Origin of the sequence: Romboutsia sp. CE17, assembly GCF_012317385.1 — a bacterium.
GTDB lineage: Bacteria > Bacillota > Clostridia > Peptostreptococcales > Peptostreptococcaceae > Romboutsia_E.
The window spans coordinates 698,349-719,652 of record NZ_CP051144.1; the positions used below are offsets into that span (position 1 = coordinate 698,349).

Here is a 21,304-nt window from a genome sequence, read left to right on the forward strand (position 1 = left end):
CAAGGGAGGTATAATAAATTTATATAAAGGAGGTAAAAATGAATTATTATAATGAAAATACAAATAAAATAAGACGTAGGAAAGTAAGTTCTAATGATTCCTTATCTAAAACTGCAAAAAGTAGTTCTAAAATTGAAAGAAATGTAAGTGTTAATAATATAAAAAAAGAAGATTATAGAAAAAAAAGTAGTAGGGTAAAGAAAAAATCTAAGAGATTTGATGTTTATAAATTAATAAAGCCAATAATGTGTATATCTTTAGTAGCTCTAATACTTATATCTGTAGTAGGATCAGTATTAACTATATTGTCTTTAAAAGGAGCTCCAAAGGTAACTAGAGAGCTTATAGAAGATAATTATATAAGTAGTCAAGTTATTAGTGTAGATAAAATGCCTAGTGATTTAAAGAACGCATTGGTAGCTATTGAGGATGAACGATTTTATGAACATAAAGGTGTTGATATACAAGCTCTTTTAAGGTCGGTAGTTCACAATATTTTTTCGGAAACAACACAAGGTGGAAGTACAATTGAAATGCAAATTTCAAAAAACTTGCTAACAAATGATGAAAAAAGTATAAAGAGAAAAATACGAGATATTTACAATGCTTTTCAAATGAATAAGATAATGAGTAAAGAAGAAATACTAGGAGTATACTTAAACAATGTATATTTTGGCAAATCATCTTATGGTGTTGCAAAAGCTTCACAAACATATTTTGGGAAGGATGTAGAAGATTTAAGTTTAGCTCAATGTGCTATGTTAGTAGGCATAACAAATAATCCAGCTAAATACTTAGATCATAGAGAAGCGAAAAAAAGACAAGAAACTATATTGTACAAAATGCATGAATTAGGGTATATTACAGATGAGGAATATAAAGAATCTCTTCGTGAAGAGGTGCCTTTTAAATCAGAAATAGAATAATGAGGTGTAATATGAGTGATTATAAGTTTAACTATGATGAAAAAGAATATTTATTAAATAATGATAATTGTAGTGGTCTAATAAATGATGAAGAAAAAACTGTTAAAGGGATTGATATATCTAAAATTATTGATATATTAAAAAACAGTGATAATGTTGATTTCGATGTTGAATATTATCAAGAGGCTTGTCCAGAATGTTTAGACGGAGTAAAAGAAAAACAGAAATTCTTTCCATTTTTAGAATATCATTTTTATATATTTACTAAAAATCAAGAGTATGTAATAAGTGATATAAGTAAAGATTATAAAGGGCTATCTTTTAATAAGTTATCGAGAGCAAATAAAGTTGATGATAGTTATATTGTAAGTATAATAATATGTAAAAACTGTGGTGATTACATAATTCAAGTGGAAAACTGCATAGTTTAGTTAAGAAATATTCTAGGAATGTATATAAATATAGATGCATTTCTAGGATATTTTTTTTTATATATCATAAATATTTATAATAGACATAATAAATTAATTAAAGTGAATAAGTTATATATATATTAATAAATTATGCCTAATTGTAAGAAAAAATATTAATATTTTTAATAGTCATAAGTAGATTGCTAAGGAAGTAATTTTTCTAAGGAGGAATTAATAAGATGAAGCAATTAATGACAGGTAATGAGGCAATAGCTAGAGGTGCATATGAAGCTGGTGTAAAATTTGCATCTGCTTATCCAGGAACTCCAAGTACAGAGATACTGGAAAATATAGCTAAATATAAGGAGGATATCGTAGCACAATGGGCAGTAAATGAAAAAGTAGCTCTTGAATCTGTAATAGGTGCATCTATTGCAGGAGCAAGGGCTATAGCTGCTATGAAGCAAGTAGGTTTAAATGTAGCCTCAGATCCATTATTTACCTATTCATATATAGGAGTAAATGGAGGTACGGTAATAATAACAGCAGATGAACCTGGAATGCACTCATCGCAAAATGAGCAAGATAATAGGAATTATGCTAAATTTGTAAAAATACCATTGTTAGAACCCTCAACAAGTCAAGAAGCTAAGGATATGATAAAGATAGCTTTTGAAATAAGTGAATTATTTGATACACCTGTATTAGTCAGGATGACAACGAGAGTTTGTCATTCTAAAGGAATAGTAGAATGTCACGATAGAAGAGAAGTAGAAATAAAACAGTATGTAAAAAATATTCACAAAACACTTACAATACCTGTATTTGGTAGACTAAGAAGAATTGAAATAGAAAAAAGAATGAAAAAGCTAGAAGAGTTTTCTGATTCTACTGATTTGAATTATTATGAAATAAATAATAGCAAAATAGGTATAGTAGCATCTGGTATGTGTATAAACTTTGCAAAAGAAGTATTCAAAAATGATGTATCTTATATGAAGTTAGGTTTCACAAATCCTTTACCAATAAATAAGATAAAAGAATTTTCATCTAAAGTAGAAAAAATATATGTAATAGAAGAAAATGACTCTTTAATTGAAACAGAAATGAAAGCTAACAATATTGATTGTATAGGAAAAGAAGAAATACCATCATATGGTGAGTTGACACCAGATGTAATTAGAAAAGCTATACTTAAAGAAGAAAAAGAAACTGTAGAATATAATGAAAATTTAGTAAAACCAAGGCAACCTGGACTTTGTGTAGGATGTCCACATAGAGGTTTTTTTTATGAATTAGGAAAAAGAAAAAATTTAGTGATATCAGGAGACATTGGATGTTATTCTCTTGGTTTTGATAGTCCTTATGATGCAATAGATTTTATTATATGTATGGGTGCAAGTGTAAGTGCAGGTCATGGTGCACAAACAGTATTTAATATGAAGAAAAATAATAATATTAGATTAATTAGCGTTATAGGTGATTCTACATTCTTCCATAGTGGTATAACTAGTTTATTAAATACTGTTTATAATAAAGGCAATTCAATAACCGTGATACTAGATAATAGAATAACTGGTATGACAGGTCATCAACAAAATCCAGGAACAGGTTATACATTACAAGGAGAGATAACTAAAGAAATTGATATTTTTAATTTAGTAAAAGCTTGTGGAGTAGAGCATATAAAAATGGTAAACCCTAATAATTTAGAAGAAGTAAATAAAGCTATAGACTGGGCGTTATCAATTGAAGATGAACCTTCTGTTATGATAACTAGATGGCCATGTGCACTTAAAAAGTTATCAGTTCATGATGAAAAAGAATTCAATAAACCATTTAAAAATAAAGTTGTAGTAAATAGCGATAATTGTATAGGGTGTAAATTATGTACAAAAGTTGGATGCCCAGCTATTTCATTTAATAAAGAAATTAAGTTAGCTTATATAGATAAAAATCAATGTGTAGGGTGTGAAGTATGCGCTCAAGTATGTCCTAAAAATGCCATATTAAAGGAGGATATTTAAATGACTAAGAGCATTCTTTTAGTTGGAGTTGGAGGACAGGGGACTATACTTGTAAGTAAGTTGCTTTCAGAAGGTCTAATGATATATGGATATGATGTAAAAACAAGTGAAATACATGGTATGAGTCAAAGGGGAGGTTCAGTTTCTACACATGTGAGATATGGAAAAGAAGTATTTTCTCCTGTTATAGAAAAAGGAAGTGCAGACTTATTAATATCTTTTGAAAAGATGGAAGCAGTTAGATGGCTAAAATATTTGAAACCAGGAGGAAATTTAGTTGTAAATAATTATAGAGTAAGCCCTTTACCAGTATTAATAGGAAAAGATGAGTATCCGGAAAAAGAAATAGATGAAGAATTAAAATCTTTAAATGCAACAATTATTAATGCAATAAATAAAGCTACTGAGTTAGGGGATATAAAAGTAATGAATATAATTTTATTAGGTACAGTTATAAAAATGATGAATTTAGATAATATAGATTGGAAAAGTATCATAAAGAAAAATATAAAAGAAAAATTTATTGATATAAATATAAAAGCATTTAATGAAGGTATGAAATTAGTATAAGAAAAGGGAAGTCATATGATTTATAGAATTTAGCGGGAACTAATATATAAAGCATAATTTATATTATAGAATATTTAGAATGTATAATTATAAATTAAAAATAAGAAGGTGCAAGATAGATTATATAAAATCTTACACCTTCTTATTTTAATTACATGAGAAAGTTTCGCAGCTTTCATTATGAGCATTTATTTTAACAAAGTTTGCATCACATAATTCGGATTTATTAAAGCGACACTTAACTGCCTTACATTCTATATTTAAAGTACTTACTATGTTAGTAGCATTAAGTACATTTTTCATTGATGATTTTGTTTTTGGCTCAAATGATATGCAACGAGTATTACAAGTTGTAGTTGCATTTTTTCCATCAATTCTTATTCCGCCAGCATAACAATCTCCATTACTATTATATGTGCAATTTTCAGCAGCGCATTTTAAATTAGACATAATTACCTCCAAAATAATAAATTTACTATACTTATTATTTGGATTTATAAAAAAAATATTCTAATTTAAAGTGTATTGTTATGTTCTATGAAACATTTGTCACACATAACGGTAACGTCTTTTAATGATTCTCGTCCTAAATTTTTATTTATATGATATACATTGATATTTTCAGATGAATTACAAGTAGAGCATTTATAGTTAGATTCTTTTAAAACTTTTTCTCTGAAAAGTTTCCAATATATAGAATTTAAGTAATCATCATATTTAATTCTTAAGCAAGTCTCTAAAAAAGTCATATATAAGTTATCAAGGTCATTCATATTGAGATTAGTATGTTCTTGTTCAAAGTATTCACAATATTGATTTGGTTTTGGTTTATTATTTGATAAGACACATTTTATATCGTATAAGTAATTTTCGTTAGGTCCCTCAAGAGTAAGATGAGAACAAAAAGAGCATGAGTTTTTAGGTAGGATATCTTCTATATTTTTTAAATTATTGTTCATTAGAACCTCCTTTTTCTTATAAATCTATATTAGAAATATATACTGATAATAATTTCATATTACTATATATATATTAACTTTTGTAAAGGACTATTCTAAATATAATTGCTTGTACATATAGATAATTATTAGAAATTATATTTAAATAAGTTAAAAATGATATTTAGAATAAACTTTAATTTAAGGTGATAAGATGTTATTAGATAATTTAAATAAAACTAGAGATAATATAAATTTACAACTAAAACAGAGGATAAATAATAGCGAAGAATACGATAAAGAAAAAATATTTATAAATAAGATAATTATTACAAATTTTACATATAGAAATATAAAAATGAATAATAAGTTTTTCATTGATTGTAAGTATAAAAATGTGAGATTTATAGATTGCGATTTATCTAAAAGTAAATTTATGGAATGTATTTTTGAGAATGTTAGTTTTGAAAATTGTAACTTTTATAATGGTAGTGAAAATATAGTAGTGTTTGATAATAACATATTTTCAAACTGTACTTTTATAAAGTGTAATTTAAAGAAAGCTATATTTATGAATACGAGTATATTTGATAATAAATATATTTTAAGTGATATGAGAAATATAATTATAAGTATGTCCTATATTGAAAGTATATATTTTAAGGACTGTGATTGCAGTAGTTTTAAAACTATAAATACAGTTATAAAAAAAATAGAGTTTGAAGACAATCATATAACTAAATTTAATGAAGATACATTTATAGATAAGATGGAAATTAATAAATTAGATGAAATGTCTTGTGAAAACTTATTCAGAGTGTATAAGAGTTTAGAAAATAAATTTGAAGGAAATAGATTGTTTAATATTTCTAGAGAATATTATTACTTAGCTAAGTGTGCGGAACGTAAACTTTTAAAAGGAGTAAACAAGATAAAGTCATATGTATTTTGGTTATTATGTGGATATGGAGAAAGACCTATGTATGCATTAATAACATCTTTAGAAATCTTATTATTTTTTACGTTAATTTATATGTTTTCTGGACTTTATGTAGATGGACAAGTAATAAAATATAGTAGTAATTTTATTTTAAATTTGCCTATAGATAATTTATTTAAAGATTTTTTTTATTCCTTGTATTTTAGTATCGTTACTTTTACTGCAGTGGGATATGGAGATATTACGCCTACAGGGACGAGCATAGTTTTTTCAGCAGTTGAAATGATTTTAGGGGTTACAATGGTTGGTATATGGACAGCAACTTTAGCAAGAAAAATAACAAGATAAAATTCTGAAAAAATCTAAATAAAATTAAAAAAATATAAAGATATAACAAAAAGCTATCATTGAAAATAGTTATCAAATAATATAAAATATTAATTAGTAGATAAATAGAGATTACTCATGGAGGAACAAAATGGTTAATATTAAAAAAATTATTTATATAACTATAGGAATGATAGCTTTTTTATTAGGAGCGATAGGTGTAATTTTACCAGTGCTTCCAACAACTCCTTTCTTATTATTAGCATCGTTTTGCTTTGTAAGAGGGTCTAAAAAGTTTGATATATGGTTTAAAAATACAAAGATTTACAAAAAACATTTAGAAAGTTTTGTAGAAGAAAAGGCAATGACTTTAAAACAAAAGGTTACTTTAGTCTTGTTTGCTGATTTTATGATGTTAATACCATTTATTATGGTTGACAATATGTATATGAGAATCACTTTAATATCTGTAGCTTTATTTAAATTATATTATTTTACATTTAAAATTAAAACTATTAAAAGTGAATCAATGACAAATTAAATAAAAGGAGAAAAGAAATGGTAGACAAAAGGTTATTATCTATTTGTAAAGAACCTAAAAAATACATATTTTTAACTGTATTAGCTAACTGGATTTCAGTTATTTGCAATATAGGAATAATATTATTTGTTGGATCAATAATAGATAAGTTATACAACAAAGATTTAAACTTTAATATGGGAGCATACATAGCATATTTAGTAATTTTAATAATAATAAGATTTATTGCTAACTATATGGCAGGTAAGTTCTCACATCACTCTTCTGGAAAAGTTAGAAATATACTAAGAGAGAAAATATATCAAAAATTATTAGACTTAGGAGTGGACTATAACGATGCAATATCAACTTCTTCTACTGTTCAAATAACAGTTGATGGTGTAGAGCAATTAGAAATATATTTTGGAAAATTCTTACCTCAATTATTCTATTCTTTAGTAGGACCATTAACATTATTTGCAGTAATGGCAACAATAAGCTTAAAGGCAGCATTAGTATTATTAGTGTGTATACCACTAATACCAATATCAATAGCATCTGTAATGAAATTTGCCAAAAGACTTTTAAGTAAATATTGGGGAATATACACTAACTTAGGTGATTCATTCTTAGAAAATCTTCAAGGTTTAACTACTTTAAAGATTTTTGATTTAGATGAAGAAAAAAATAAAGAAATGAATGAAGAATCAGAGTTATTTAGAAGAATTACTATGAAGGTTCTTACTATGCAACTAAGTTCTATAAGTATAATGGATTTAATAGCTTTTGGTGGAGCTGGAATTGGTATACTAATAGCTGTAAATGAATTATCAATGGGAACTGTAAGTGTAGGTGGAGCAGTTATAATAATATTACTTTCTTCAGAATTCTTTATACCACTAAGACTTTTAGGTTCATTCTTCCATGTTGCTACTAATGGTATGGCAGCAGCTGATAAAATGTTTAAGTTATTAGATACAAAAATTGAAGAAGAACCAACTTTATCTAAGAGGGATATAGATAAGTTAAGTGATATATCTATAAATGTTAACAATGTTAACTTTAGTTATGATAAAGAAAGACAAATACTTAAAAATGTTAATGTAGAAATAAAAAATAAATCTATGGTAGCCTTAGTTGGTGAAAGTGGATGTGGTAAAAGTACTATAACAAATCTACTATTAAAACTTAAAAAGGTAGATAGTGGAGAAGTAACTTTAAATGGAATAAATATAAATGATATACCATTTGATGTTCTTAGAGAAAAAGTAAGCTTTATAAGTCATAACTCTTATATATTCAATGATACAATAGAAGCAAACTTAAGAATGGCTAAAAAAGATGCAAGTGAGAGAGAATTACACGATGCATTAAAGAGTGCTAATTTATATGACTTTGTAATGAATCTTGATAACAAACTTCAAACAAATGTTGGAGAAGGTGGATCTTTATTATCAGGTGGACAAAAGCAAAGATTAGCTTTAGCTAGAATGATACTTACTAATCCTGAAGTTTATATATTTGATGAAGCAACATCAAATATAGATGTTGAAAGTGAAGATAGTATACTAAAAACAATATATGATTTATCAAAAGAAAAAACTGTTGTAGTAATATCACATAGATTAGCAAATATAGAAAATGCAGATGTAATATATGTATTAGATAAAGGTCAAATAGCAGAATTCGGGAAGCATAATGAGCTTATGAATAATAAGTCTACTTACTACAACCTATATACAAAGCAAAGTAGTTTAGAAGATGTATATGAAGAAGATATAAATGACGTAGACTTGGAGGTGGCTATAAGTGAATAATGAAGAAAAAAGAATGTCTGGAATAAAAATAATGGCAAGATTAATAAAAATACTAAAGCCACTTGCTCCAATAATGATGATAACAATAACTTTTGGAGTTTTAGGATTTTTAGCAGCAACTGCTGTAACTACATTTGGGGCAGTTGCAATAGGAGATATATTAGGAATAGATATGTATTTTAGTTTAAGTGATACAGTTAAACTAATAATAGCTTGTGCAATACTTAGAGGTATATTAAGATCAGTTGAGCAATATTCAGGTCATTATATAGCATTTAGAATACTTGCAATATTAAGAGACATAGTTTTTAAAGCTTTAAGAAAATTAGCACCGGCAAAGTTAGAAACTAAAGAAAAAGGAAATCTTATATCAGTTATAACTAGCGATATAGAGTTACTTGAAGTATTTTATGCACATACAATAGCTCCAATAGCTATAGCAATATTAACTTCATCTATAACAGCAGCTATACTATACTTTATAAATCCATATTTTGGATTAATAGGAGTAGTATTCTACCTAATTATAGGATGCGCTATACCTGTTATGTCGTCAAAATTTGCTAATCAAGCAGGTCTTGAGTATAGAAATGAATTTGGTAGAACTAATAGTTTCTTATTAGATTCATTAAAAGGTATAAAAGAAGTTTTATTATTTAATGTAGGTGAAGAACGTATTCAAGCTATAAATGAAAATAGTGAAAAATTAAATGATAAAATGGCAGTTATAAAAGAGCATGAAGGTATAATAAGAGCATTTACTGATGTGACTATAATGGTTGCTATACTTATAACTTTATTTACAGGAGTTAAGTTATTTGAAGTAGGTACTATAAACTTAGGACAAGTAATACTTGCAGTAGTTCTTTTAGCAAGTTCATTTGGACCAACTGTTGCTCTAAGTAACTTATCTAATAACTTAATGCATACTTTTGCTTGTGCACAAAGATTATTTAATATATTAGACGAAGTTCCAGCAGTTAAAGAAGTTGCCGGAGAAGAAAACTTAAATACAGATTCTATAAGTATAGAAAATGTTGATTTTAAATATGATGGAAGAAGTGAAAACTTACTAAAAAATCTAAACCTTAAGATTAATAAAGGTGATAAGGTTGCAATAATTGGACCAAGTGGATGTGGGAAAAGTACATTACTTAAGCTTATAATGAGATTTTGGGATGTAGATAATGGAGAAATAAAGATAGATAATAAAAACATTAAAAACATACCTACAAAATCATTAAGAAAGAAGCAATCTTTAGTAAGTCAAGAAACATTCTTATTTAATGATACTATAGAAAATAATATAAAAATAGGTAAGTATGATGCAACTGAAGAAGAAGTAATAGAGGCAGCTAAAAAAGCATCTATACATGAGTTTATAACTACATTACCTAATGGATATAAGACTAATGTAGGTGAAATAGGTTCAAACCTTTCTTCTGGAGAAAGACAAAGATTAGGTATAGCTAGAGCTTTCTTACATAATCCAGATGTGCTTATATTAGATGAACCAACGAGCAACTTAGATACTTTAAATGAGGCTGAGATATTAAAGAGCATTAAGTCTGAGTCTAAAGATAAAACTATTATAATGGTATCTCATAGAAAGTCTAGTACAGCAATTTGTGATAAAAAGATTTATGTTAGAAATAATAGATTAGAGTTAAGTTAAAGAGGATATTATGAGTAGAATACAAAGAGAAAAAGAAATTATAGATCTAATGATAAAAATATATTGCAATAAAAAACATAAGACTAAAAAAGATGAATTATGTGATGAATGCAAAGAACTCTTAGAATATGCTCATAAAAGGCTAGATTTTTGTAAATTTGGTGAGGAAAAGAAATTTTGTAGTAAATGTCCAATACATTGCTATAAAAAGGACATGAAAATTAAAATTAAAGAGGTTATGAAGTTTTCAGGCCCTAGATTACTTTTTTATAATCCTGTAGAAGTTATAAAGCATATACTTGAAAAATAGAATAGACTATAAGAGATAAATGGTGAATATTATTTTGAAATAAAAGTAATATTCACCATTTATTATTTAAAAAATTATTTATTTAATATGAATTTATTAATGACATTAGCAACTCCGTGATCATTGTTGCTAGTAGTTATAAAGTCTGCTATATCTTTTATGCTTTCACGTGCATTTGCCATAGCAACTCCAAGACCTGCATATTTAATCATATGCTGATCATTTTCTTCATCCCCAACAGCAATGGCTTTTTCTATAGGGATGTCTATACTTTTACATAAAGATTTAAGAGCATTTCCTTTATTAGCATCTTTATTTAAAAATTCTAAGAAGAAAGGTGCAGACCTAACTATAGTATATTTATCATAAAAATAATCAGGTATATTTTTCATTATAAGCTCAAGCTTTTCAGGATTATCAGTAATCATTACCTTACAGAATTTAATATTGTCATTTATATGTTCTATAGGAATATGTTCTATAGGAATTTGATTGATTTTAGCTTCTAGTTTAGTGTATTCACCAGGTGTTTCATTTGGAGTAACTAGACTAGTAGGAGTATTTATATGAATAAAAGTATCATGTTTTTTGTATATTTCATTATAAATTAAATTAAAATCATCAAATTTCATTTCTAAATTACATAAAACTTTTTTACTTTTTACTTCCTGAACAACAGCTCCATTAAAACAAATCACATAATCTCCGTCATCTGTAAGGTTTAGTTCTTGTAAAAGAGGAGTTACCCCTGGTAAAGGTCTACCTGTAGATAAAACAACTTTAGTACCTTGTTTTTTCGCTTCTTGTATAGAATTGAAAACTTCAGGTGTTATTTTTTTTTCAGTATTTAATAAAGTTCCATCAATATCTAATGCAATTAGTTTATACATACTACCTCCAAATAATATATATTTATTATAATTTAGATTATATCAATATATATATAAATTGTGTGTAGAAAATATTTATTATATTGTATAATTTAATTATGAAACTATGGAATAAAAGGAGATAAAAAATGAAATTTTCAGAATTTGAATATAAAAGACCAAATTATAATGAGATAAAAGAAGTATTTAAAGAAAAAGTAAGTAATATAGAAAAATCTTTTACATATGAAGAACAAAAAAAGCATATAGATGATTTAAATGTAATTAGAAATAATATAGAAAGCATGTCTACCATAGCATCTATAAGACATAGCATAAACACTGAAGATGAAATTTATGATAAAGAAAATATTTACTGGGATGAATACTCACCATTATTTGAAGAGTTAAACTCTTTATTTTATAAAGCTATAGTAAATTCTAAATTTAAAAAAGATATTATTAGTGATTATGGAAGACAATTTTACAAAATAGTTGAATATTCATTAAAGTCATTTTCTAGTGAAATTATACAAGAGTTACAAGAGGAAAATAAACTTTGTTCAGAATATACAAAACTATTGTCAACTGCAAAAATTAATTTTGAAGGGGAGGAAAGGAATTTATCAGGTCTAGGTTCATTTATGCTTTCAAAGGATAGAAGTATGAGAGAAAAAGCATCAAAAGCTTATTATGGATATTTTGAAGATAATGAAGATAAATTTGATGAAGTTTTTGATAAACTTGTTAAAGTTAGAAGTAAAATAGCTGATAAATTAGGCTTTAAAAACTTTGTTGAAGTTGGATATATAAGAATGATGAGAACTGATTATAATTCAGACATGGTATCTAACTTTAGAAAGCAAGTTTTAAATTATATAGTACCCTTAGCAAATGAGCTTTATAATAGACAAGAAAAAAGACTTAATTTAGATAAGTTGACTTATATAGATGAGAATTTTGAATTTATGAGTGGGAATGCAGTTCCAAAAGGATCACCTGAGTATATTATTGAAAATGGTAAAAAAATGTACTCTGAATTATCAAAAGAAACTAAAGAATTTTTTGAGTTTATGCTAGAAAATGAATTGATGGACTTAGTAACTAAGAAAGGTAAGGCTGCAGGAGGATATTGTACATATATACCTAATTATAAATCTCCATTTATATTTTCAAACTTTAATCAAACTTCTGATGATATAGATGTTCTTACTCATGAAGCTGGTCATGCATTTCAATTATATATGTCTAGAGATATAGAAATGCCAGAAATAAATTTCCCTACTTTTGAGAGTTGTGAAATTCACTCAATGAGTATGGAGTTTATAACATGGCCATGGATGGAGTTATTTTTTAAAGAAGATACTGAGAAGTATAAATTTACTCATATGTCAGCTGCAATTAAATTTATACCATATGGGGTATTAGTTGATGAATTTCAACATTATATATACGAAAATCCTAATATGGATAAGAATGAAAGAAAAAGTATTTGGAGAAAGTTAGAAAAAAAATATTTACCTCATAAAAATTATGAAGGATGTGATTTCTTAGAAAGAGGAACTTGGTGGTTTAAACAAGGTCATATATTTAAGAATCCATTCTACTATATAGACTATACTCTAGCACAAATATGTTCTCTTCAATTTTGGAAAAAAATAAGGGAAAATAAAGATGAGACTTGGAATGATTACTTAAATATATGTAAAGTAGGGGGGAGAAAATCATTCTTAGAAATAGTGGAAATAGGTAACTTAAAATCTCCATTTGAAGATGGTTGTGTAGAAAGTGTAATCAATAATATACAAGACTGGCTAAATAGTGTAGATGATACTAGATTATAATATATTAGGGGTAGGAAGGGTTTTAAAGGGAAAGAGATATGAAAGAAATATATGATTTAATAATTTTAGGAGGAGGGCCAGCAGGCCTTTCTTCTGGTATATATGCTTCTAGATCAAAACTTAATACTTTAATAATAGAAAAAAAGAAAAATGGTGGATCTATAGTAAACACATATGATATTGAAAACTATCCAGGAGCCATAGATGGGGAAACAGGAATAAGCTTGATTAGTAGAATGAAAAATCAATGTATAGAATTTGGATGTAAATTTGTGCAAGATGAGATAGTAAGTGTTGAATTAGAATCAAAAATAAAGTCATTAAGAGGTAAATGTTTTCAGTACAAGTGTAAGTCTTTAATAATAGCAACTGGATCAAAACCTAAGGAATTAAATATAGACAATGAAAAAGAATTTATAGGTAAAGGGATATCTTACTGCTCTATATGTGATGGTCATTTATTTGAAAGTTTAGATATTGTTTTAATAGGTTCGGGAGAAAGTGCTGCCAAGGAAGGGTTATATTTAACTAAATATGCTAATAAGGTTAATATAGTTTCTAGGAGTAATGACTTAAAATGCTCTAAGCTAATGAAAGAAAAGTTAGATAATAATATTAAAATTAATATGTTTTTTAATAAAATTGTTAGTGAATTAAATGGAGATGGAATTTTAGAAAAAATAGTTTTTAAAGATATAAATACTAATGAATATATTGAATTTGAAGCAAAAGAAGAAGATGGTGTAATAGGTCTATTTATATTTATAGGTCTTAATCCAGAAACAAAAATATTTGAAGGAATACTTAATATAGATGATAATGGATATATAGTTACTGACGAAAGTATGAAAACCAATATACAGGGTGTTTTTGCTGCGGGAGATTGTAGATATAAAAAATTAAGACAGGTTGTAACGGCGACCAGTGATGGTGCAATAGCATCCATGTCAGCAGAAGAGTATATAAAGGAGATATTTGTGTAGATTTTAATGGAGGTTTATATGGTAACTGTAGATAAAAATACTTTTGAGAATGAGGTTTTAAGCTATAAAGGTACAGTTGTAGTAGAATTTTGGAGCCAAATGTGTGAACCTTGTAAAGAACTTTTACCGGTTATAGAAAAACTAGATGAAAAATATGGACATAGAATAAAATTTTGTGAGATAGATACAAAAAAAGCTACACGATTAGCCATAAAAGAAAAAATCATTGGCCTTCCAGCAATTGCAGTTTATCAAAATGGAGAGAAAATTGATGAAATTATAAAAGAAAAAGCTACAAAAGAGAATATAGAAGAAATGATAAAAAAATATATATAGTATATAGAGATGTATGTTTATGTTGAATTAAATAAAAATATAATATATAATATAAGAAAATTGAATATATTTCCTGTATATTTTTGATGATAGGGTTCAAATGTTTCTACCAAGCTACCGTAAATTGCTTGACTACAGGAGTTTAAAATATAATTACTTAAGAAAATCTACATATAAATAAAGTTAAGTATAAGTATAAAATTAGATTTGATAAGCGTAATAGATTAAAAACTCCTGTCTAAAATTAGGCAGGAGTTTTTTACAAATTTTTATATCTAGGAGGAGAATTGCATGAAGTTATTACAAGAAAAAATATTAAATGAAGGTAGTATATCTGGTAAAGATATACTTAAGGTTGATAGTTTCTTAAATCATCAACTAGATGTAGCTTTTTTAAATGAGATAGGTAAAGAGTTTAAAAATAGATTTGAAGATAAGAAGATCGATAAAATTCTAACTATAGAAGCCTCAGGAATAGCTATAGCATCAATTGCATCTCAGCATTTTGGTAATGTACCTGTAGTATTTGCTAAAAAAGTGGAATCTAAGAATTTAGATAAAGATGTATATGAAACTAAGGTATACTCATTTACTAAAGGTAAAGAGTATAGTGTAAAGGTATCAAAAAGATACTTAAATGAAGGTGAAAACATACTAGTGATAGATGACTTCTTAGCTAATGGAAGGGCAGCTTTAGGTCTTAAAGATCTAGTAGAACAAGCTAATGCTAATTTAGCTGGTATAGGAATTGTAATAGAGAAAGGATTCCAAGAAGGAAGAGATCTTTTAGAAGAAGCTGGAGTTAATTTACAATCTTTAGCAATAATAGACTCTATAGAAGATGGAACTATAAAATTTAGATAAATTATTATATAAACTTGGATGAAATTATATACATCCGAGTTTTTTATTTATAAAAAAAGATAATTTATTTTCAGTGTTAAAATTTTATTTATATACTAATTTTTAGGAAAAAATGCTATACTATTTAAAAACTAATAATATTTTGTCTATTACTTATATTAATATTATAAATATTATATATAAGTAATAGACAAAATATAAATAATGTTGATTAAAATTTATTATGTTGAATTCAAAGAATTTAATTAGTTTCATAGGAGGTATATAAATGAAATTTTTTATAGATACAGCTAATGTTGAAGAAATAAAGCAAGCCAATGAATTAGGTGTAATATGCGGAGTAACTACAAATCCATCATTAATAGTTAAAGAAGGTAGAGACTTTATTGAAGTTATAAAAGAGATTTCTTCTATAGTAGATGGACCAATAAGTGCAGAAGTAATAAGCTTAGACCACGAAGGTATGGTAAAAGAAGCTGAAAAGTTATGCAAAATACACAAGAATATAGTGATAAAAATACCAATGACAGAAGAAGGTTTAAAAGCCGTAAATATACTATCTAAAAAAGGAATAAAAACAAATGTTACATTAATATTCTCAGCAGCTCAAGCGTTATTAGCATCTAGAGCAGGTGCTACATATGTAAGTCCTTTTGTTGGAAGACTAGATGATATTGGTAAGGATGGTATAGAATTAATAGCAGAAATAGCAGAAATATTTGATGTAAATGCAATAGAAACTGAAATAATAGTTGCAAGCGTAAGAAATCCTATACATGTACTACAAGCAGCTAAAATAGGAGCTCATATAGCTACAGTTCCATTTAAAGTTATAAAACAAATGTTATTACACCCTTTAACAGATAAAGGTATAGCACAGTTTATGAAAGACTGGGAAGGATCGGAGCTAAAACTATAATTAAACTAAATTTAGTATTTTAAAAGGCTAATCTACAATTAATAGATTAGCCTTTTAATTTTTACTCTAGAAAGTAATATAGATTATTTATAATTCATTTCCTTATCTAATTTATTTTTATATTTGCTTTATGTTTAAGTCTTGGTCATAGAAAATAAAATTTATTGTTCATAATTATAAAAAATAATCATATAAAAATAAAGAATGAAATTAGATACTTAAAATATTAAAACTTATAAATAGAATAGGATTTGAACAGTGTGATCTATTAATGGAAAAATCAACGTTACTATAATTGAATAAAAAAGTGAAAATAAGTCATAATCTAAAAATAAGAATGTGAATCTAAGAAAAATAAAAATATGTATTAAATTAATATTTGTTACTTATTTGTAATCATAAGTAACAGAGATGTAACTGTTATTTAATCATTTCCAGTGGTAATATTAAAGTATAGAAAAACAAAGGAATTATACAAAAATTTATAAAAATAAGTAATAATTATTTAGTAGAAGAGGGTGTATATTATGAAAAAAGGAATCATAGCATTATCTATTTTATGTACAGGTTTATTATTATTAGACCCATTAAAAAATATAAGTTTTGCAAGTAAGGATGAAAATTTAGAAGATAAAATTAATTCAAATGTTGTTACTAATATAGAAGAAAATAACGATAAAACAAATAATGAAAATAATAAAGAAGAAAATATATACTATGAAAATGATGATAATATATCAAATGAAAAAGAAGAAGTAAGTGAATCAAAAGTTGAAAAAGAAAATATAGAAAAAGATATTTACGAAGAAAATAAAAAAGAGGATGTAAAAGTTTTTGAAGAAAATGAATATATAGAAACTTCTAAAGAAGATAAAGAAGTTGAATACAATGCAGTTTTAGATAAAGATGAAGCTGAAAGTATATTAAAAGGAATAAATCCAGAATTAGAATATATATATCAAGGAGATGAAAATAATTTTTCTGCATTAAAAGAAAAAAATCTTACAGGATATGTGTTTTTACCAGATGTAGAAACTGATATTGGTTATTTTATAGATAAAACTAATTCAAATGTATATTTCTTCCATCCAAGTGGATATTTAGAATTAGTAAAGTAGATTAAAAAACAAGCAACTATGCTTGTTTTTTTTTATTGTAAGGAATTTGTAAGAATTATATAAACTTTTTATTAACAATTATTTATTACAATATTGTTAGAAAGGGAAAAAGGGGTAAATATATTGTATAATAATTATGAAGGAACTTTAAAATAGTGATGGATTTTATAAGTAAGGAAGGTAAAATATGCATAATATACTAATTGTTGATGATGATAAAGAAATAGTTGATTCTATAAGTATATATCTTAAAAATGAAGGATATAACATCTTTAAAGCTTATGATGGTATGCAAGCTTTAGATACAATTATGAATGAAGAAATACATCTAATATTGATGGATATAATGATGCCAAAATTAGATGGAATAAATGCAACTGTTAAAATTAGAGAAGAGAAAAATATACCTATTATATTAGTATCAGCAAAAAGTGAAGATACAGATAAGATAATAGGCTTAAATATAGGTGCAGATGATTATATAACAAAACCATTTAATTTACTTGAACTTGTTGCTAGGGTTAAATCAAATTTGAGAAGATATATTAATTTAGGAAACTATACTAGTGAAAATACTTTTAGTAAAGAAGTAATAAAAAGTGGAGGTCTTGAACTTAATATTTATACTAAAGAAGTAAGGGTCGATGGAGAGATGATAAAAGTAACTCCTATTGAATACAAAATATTAGAATTACTATTATCTAATAAAGGAAGAGTATTCTCTATTGACGAAATATATGAGAGAGTATGGAAAGAAGAGAGTTTTAATGTTGAAAATACCGTAGCGGTTCATGTAAGAAGGATAAGAGAAAAAATTGAGATAAATCCTAGAGAACCAAAATATTTAAAAGTTGTGTGGGGAGTTGGATATAAAATTGAAAAACTATAGTTGGAAGATAATTAAAAGTAGAAGTTTAATATTTAATTGTATATTAATACTATCTTTATATATAATAGCGCAGGTTGCAGGTATATTACTCTGTTATAAATTTTTTAGCGAGAATGTACTAGCTACAATTTCAATAATGATATTATCAAATTTAATACTATACAGGATATTAGTTATAGAAAATAACTAGAAGAGGTGACTGAATGAAGAAAAATAAAAATATAAAGTGCACCTTCTTAATGATAGCAATTATATCTTTATCATTATTAATAACTTCAGCTATTATTGTATCAAGAGCAGGAGATAACAGTTTAAGGACAAGCTATATCAATAAAGATGAATGGAGCTTTATAGAAACAGATTTTTATAAAAGTTATAGGTTTGATGAGATTATTTTACCAAATATTCTTAAGGCAATTGAAGTAGAGTTGTATGGTGAAAATGATGAATCAAATGACATATATTATTATACAAAAGAGGATTTATCTAATATAAAATATATAGGAGTAGATAAAAATACAGGAAAGTATATTACTAACACATCTTATAATAATATTAAAGACTTTGAAAAAAATATAGATGGATATGTAAATATAAGTTTTAATAAAACTGAAGATACTTATATAAAAGAGGTTGGAAATAAAGAAAATAAAATAAATACAAATTATTATTATGGTTATATTCCTGATATAAATAAAAATATGGAATTATGCTTATCAATTCCTAAAAACTTAGAAAATACAGGTGTAGTTTATTCTGAATATGATTATTATAATACAGAAATTAAAGTTATAAAGGCCTATGTATTTGTTGCTATACTATCAGCTATTGTTTTTATAGCTTCTACTATTTTATATAAATTTACAAAAGGAGAAGCTATAAAAAAAGATAGTAAAATACTGAAATTATATAATAAAATTCCAGTAGAGGTATTAATAATAGTTTTATTGTTTTTATTATGTGGTATGTGGGATTGGAGTAGTTATGGCTATATGGATACTTTTGTAGTATTTTTACTTGAATTCTCAACATTTATTTGGATAATATCAATTGTACTATTTATTAAAAAAATAAAATACTTAGACCATAAAATAGAAATCATAAAATCAAGTATATTGCTAACGTCTATTCTAAGAATAAGAGAAACTATAGCTGAAAGTTTAAAAGCAAGCAAAAAAATACTTTTAATTAAGAGAATATTTTTTATCGGCGTATGCTGTATTGCTATGAATATATTATCCTATATATTATTTGGTGGTTTAAGTCTTATAGTTTCTTGCTTGATTATAGCTGGATTTACTTCATATATATTAAAAAGACTAGCTTATTTAAGTGAAATTATAGAAGGAGCAGAAAAAATAAAATCAGGAAATCTAGATTATAAAATACCGGTTAGATCTAATGATAATTTTACTGCATTAGCAGAGAATATAAATAATATTGGTCAAGGTCTTGAAAAGTCAATAGAAGGAGCCTTGAAAAGTGAGAGAATGAAAGCGGAACTTATAACTAATGTTTCCCATGACTTAAAAACACCTTTAACTTCTATAATTAATTACGTACAGTTAATTAAGAAAGATGATAATATAGAGCCAGAATATATAAAAGATTATATAAAGGTACTGGATTTGAAATCTAGAAGACTTAAAATTTTAATAGAAGATTTATTTGAAGCTAGTAAAGCTAGTAGTGGAAATATAGAACTTAATATGGAAAAGATAGAACTTAGACAGTTATTAAGACAATGTATAGGAGAAATGGAAGAAAAGCTACTTGAGACAAGGCTAGAAATAAAATTAAATATGCCTGATAATAATGTATATATATATGCTGATGGAAGAAGGATGTTTAGAGTTCTAGAAAATCTCCTATCAAATATAATTAAGTATTCTTTAAATGGAACTAGGGTGTATATTGACTTAAGTGTTAATGATGGTAAGGTACTATTAATCATGAAGAATATATCATCATATGAACTAAATTTTGATCCAGTAGAAATAATGGAAAGATTTAAAAGAGCCGATAAATCTAGAAATACAGAAGGTAGTGGACTAGGTCTTGCCATAGCAAAAGACTTAGTTAGTTTGCAAGGTGGAATATTTAATATAGAAATAGATGGAGATTTATTTAAATCCATATTAGAATTTAATGAAATGAATTAAAAAAACTAAGATGTGTTTTATGAAACACATCTTAGTTTTTTTATAAAAGTTATTATTTAGATAATATAGCAGAGGCTCTATATTGAGATGGTGTTTGTTTTGTAAATTTTTTAAATATTATACTAAAGTATGTTTGGTTATTAAAACCAACTGAAAATGCAACTTCTAATAGACTTAAATTAGTATTACTTAAAAGCTCTTTACTTTTTTCTACTCTAAAATTATTTAAAAAGTATGAAAAAGTATTTCCTGTATACTTTTTAAATAAACTGCAAAAATAGCACTTATTTATTTCTAACTCTTCACATATAGAATCTATTGAAATATCATTTTTATAATTTGAATGGACATATCCAATAGCCTTACGTATGTAAGGGCTCATTATAGGATTTGGAGTACTTTGTTTAAGTTTATCCTCATATATATTTAAGATTAGATTACAAAGATAGTTAGAACAATTTAATGGTCTATATGTAATATCTTGATTTATTAAATTCGTAAGGATATTAGTTCTAAATGGGCCTATAATAAAGTATCCAGCTTTTTTATTATACCTAGACATATCTACTATTTTATAATTAATGTCATTACTCAAACTTAAATGGAGATTTATTACTTTATCTTCATTTTTTTTTATTTCTAAATTTATTTTGTCAAAAGGATAAATCCTGTCAAAATAATCCGTATATCCAACTTTACATATATCCTCAAACTCAGAGCTTATTAGTTTTATTGGAACGTTGCAACAGTCATAAAAATCCTTTAATAATATATACTCAAAGTTCATGTTCAACTCCTAAAATTTATTTTAAGTTATTTAAATATATTAATAAATTAGAAATATATTTAAAAATATT

21 protein-coding genes and 1 riboswitch are annotated in these 21,304 nt (G+C 25.8%); of the genes, 17 read left to right on the forward strand and 4 right to left on the reverse strand.

Annotation, left to right across the window (positions count from 1 at the left end; all coding sequences use genetic code 11):
* Positions 1-38: 38 nt before the first annotated feature.
* The 4 genes from HF520_RS03405 (at position 39) to HF520_RS03420 (ending at position 3,936) form a co-directional block, all read left to right on the forward strand.
* A complete protein-coding gene (locus tag HF520_RS03405) occupies positions 39-926 on the forward strand; it encodes a biosynthetic peptidoglycan transglycosylase (protein ID WP_168572686.1) in 888 nt (295 codons plus the stop codon).
* A gap of 11 nt (positions 927-937) precedes the next feature.
* On the forward strand, positions 938-1,357 hold the full coding sequence (locus HF520_RS03410; RefSeq protein WP_168572687.1) for a DUF3785 domain-containing protein: 420 nt from the start codon (positions 938-940) through the stop codon (positions 1,355-1,357).
* A 221-nt stretch (positions 1,358-1,578) separates the two neighbouring features.
* Complete coding sequence (iorA, locus tag HF520_RS03415) at positions 1,579-3,366, forward strand: indolepyruvate ferredoxin oxidoreductase subunit alpha (RefSeq protein WP_168572688.1); 1,788 nt, start codon at positions 1,579-1,581, stop codon at positions 3,364-3,366.
* Positions 3,367-3,936 (forward strand): indolepyruvate oxidoreductase subunit beta, encoded by a 570-nt coding sequence (locus tag HF520_RS03420; RefSeq protein WP_168572689.1) that lies wholly within the window; start codon positions 3,367-3,369, stop codon positions 3,934-3,936. It abuts the gene before it with no gap.
* Positions 3,937-4,083: 147 nt separating this feature from the next.
* Here HF520_RS03420 and HF520_RS03425 read toward each other — a convergent pair whose 3' ends face one another.
* Both HF520_RS03425 and HF520_RS03430 read right to left on the reverse strand, forming a co-directional pair.
* On the reverse strand, positions 4,084-4,386 hold the full coding sequence (locus HF520_RS03425) for a DUF1540 domain-containing protein (protein ID WP_168572690.1): 303 nt from the start codon (positions 4,384-4,386) through the stop codon (positions 4,084-4,086).
* A gap of 65 nt (positions 4,387-4,451) precedes the next feature.
* On the reverse strand, positions 4,452-4,895 hold the full coding sequence (locus tag HF520_RS03430; RefSeq protein WP_168572691.1) for a hypothetical protein: 444 nt from the start codon (positions 4,893-4,895) through the stop codon (positions 4,452-4,454).
* A gap of 193 nt (positions 4,896-5,088) precedes the next feature.
* On the opposite strand from HF520_RS03430, the gene HF520_RS03435 reads away from it, so the two are divergent.
* From HF520_RS03435 to HF520_RS03455, 5 genes are all read left to right on the forward strand, one after another.
* Entirely contained in the window at positions 5,089-6,162 is a 1,074-nt protein-coding gene (locus HF520_RS03435) for an ion channel (protein WP_168572692.1), read from the forward strand.
* Between the two features lie 130 nt (positions 6,163-6,292).
* Positions 6,293-6,682, forward strand: coding sequence for a YbaN family protein (locus HF520_RS03440; protein ID WP_168572693.1), 390 nt, complete (start codon positions 6,293-6,295; stop codon positions 6,680-6,682).
* 17 nt (positions 6,683-6,699) lie between these two features.
* Positions 6,700-8,478, forward strand: coding sequence for an ABC transporter ATP-binding protein/permease (locus tag HF520_RS03445; protein ID WP_168572694.1), 1,779 nt, complete (start codon positions 6,700-6,702; stop codon positions 8,476-8,478).
* Positions 8,471-10,153 (forward strand): ABC transporter ATP-binding protein, encoded by a 1,683-nt coding sequence (locus tag HF520_RS03450; protein ID WP_330586304.1) that lies wholly within the window; start codon positions 8,471-8,473, stop codon positions 10,151-10,153. The genes HF520_RS03445 and HF520_RS03450 overlap by 8 nt, the downstream gene beginning before the upstream one ends.
* Before the next feature lie 10 nt (positions 10,154-10,163).
* The gene (locus tag HF520_RS03455; protein ID WP_168572695.1) at positions 10,164-10,463 is read left to right on the forward strand and encodes a nitrous oxide-stimulated promoter family protein; all 300 of its coding nucleotides are present in this window, start codon (positions 10,164-10,166) and stop codon (positions 10,461-10,463) included.
* Between the two features lie 74 nt (positions 10,464-10,537).
* Here HF520_RS03455 and yidA read toward each other — a convergent pair whose 3' ends face one another.
* A complete protein-coding gene (gene yidA, locus HF520_RS03460; protein ID WP_168572696.1) occupies positions 10,538-11,353 on the reverse strand; it encodes a sugar-phosphatase in 816 nt (271 codons plus the stop codon).
* A 128-nt stretch (positions 11,354-11,481) separates the two neighbouring features.
* Here yidA and HF520_RS03465 point away from each other — a divergent pair, with 128 nt between their 5' ends.
* The 8 genes from HF520_RS03465 (at position 11,482) to HF520_RS03500 (ending at position 20,447) form a co-directional block, all read left to right on the forward strand.
* Positions 11,482-13,176 carry a M3 family oligoendopeptidase gene (locus HF520_RS03465; protein ID WP_168572697.1) on the forward strand — a complete coding sequence of 565 codons (1,695 nt, stop codon included), beginning with the start codon at positions 11,482-11,484 and terminating at the stop codon, positions 13,174-13,176.
* Between the two features lie 38 nt (positions 13,177-13,214).
* Positions 13,215-14,159, forward strand: coding sequence for an NAD(P)/FAD-dependent oxidoreductase (locus tag HF520_RS03470; protein WP_168572698.1), 945 nt, complete (start codon positions 13,215-13,217; stop codon positions 14,157-14,159).
* 18 nt (positions 14,160-14,177) lie between these two features.
* Positions 14,178-14,495, forward strand: a complete 318-nt coding sequence (gene trxA / locus HF520_RS03475) for a thioredoxin TrxA (protein WP_168572699.1) — start codon at positions 14,178-14,180, stop codon at positions 14,493-14,495.
* Positions 14,496-14,548: 53 nt separating this feature from the next.
* A riboswitch (purine riboswitch) is annotated at positions 14,549-14,650 on the forward strand.
* A gap of 136 nt (positions 14,651-14,786) precedes the next feature.
* Entirely contained in the window at positions 14,787-15,359 is a 573-nt protein-coding gene (locus HF520_RS03480; protein ID WP_168572700.1) for a xanthine phosphoribosyltransferase, read from the forward strand.
* A 268-nt stretch (positions 15,360-15,627) separates the two neighbouring features.
* On the forward strand, positions 15,628-16,278 hold the full coding sequence (fsa, locus tag HF520_RS03485) for a fructose-6-phosphate aldolase (RefSeq protein WP_168572701.1): 651 nt from the start codon (positions 15,628-15,630) through the stop codon (positions 16,276-16,278).
* Between the two features lie 527 nt (positions 16,279-16,805).
* Positions 16,806-17,396, forward strand: coding sequence for a hypothetical protein (locus tag HF520_RS03490; protein WP_168572702.1), 591 nt, complete (start codon positions 16,806-16,808; stop codon positions 17,394-17,396).
* A gap of 187 nt (positions 17,397-17,583) precedes the next feature.
* Positions 17,584-18,285, forward strand: a complete 702-nt coding sequence (locus tag HF520_RS03495; RefSeq protein WP_168572703.1) for a response regulator transcription factor — start codon at positions 17,584-17,586, stop codon at positions 18,283-18,285.
* 203 nt (positions 18,286-18,488) lie between these two features.
* Positions 18,489-20,447, forward strand: a complete 1,959-nt coding sequence (locus tag HF520_RS03500; RefSeq protein WP_168572704.1) for a histidine kinase dimerization/phospho-acceptor domain-containing protein — start codon at positions 18,489-18,491, stop codon at positions 20,445-20,447.
* A 52-nt stretch (positions 20,448-20,499) separates the two neighbouring features.
* Here the strand turns inward: HF520_RS03500 and HF520_RS03505 are convergent, their stop codons facing one another.
* Positions 20,500-21,234 carry a helix-turn-helix domain-containing protein gene (locus HF520_RS03505; RefSeq protein WP_168572705.1) on the reverse strand — a complete coding sequence of 245 codons (735 nt, stop codon included), beginning with the start codon at positions 21,232-21,234 and terminating at the stop codon, positions 20,500-20,502.
* Between the last annotated feature and the right edge of the window lie 70 nt (positions 21,235-21,304).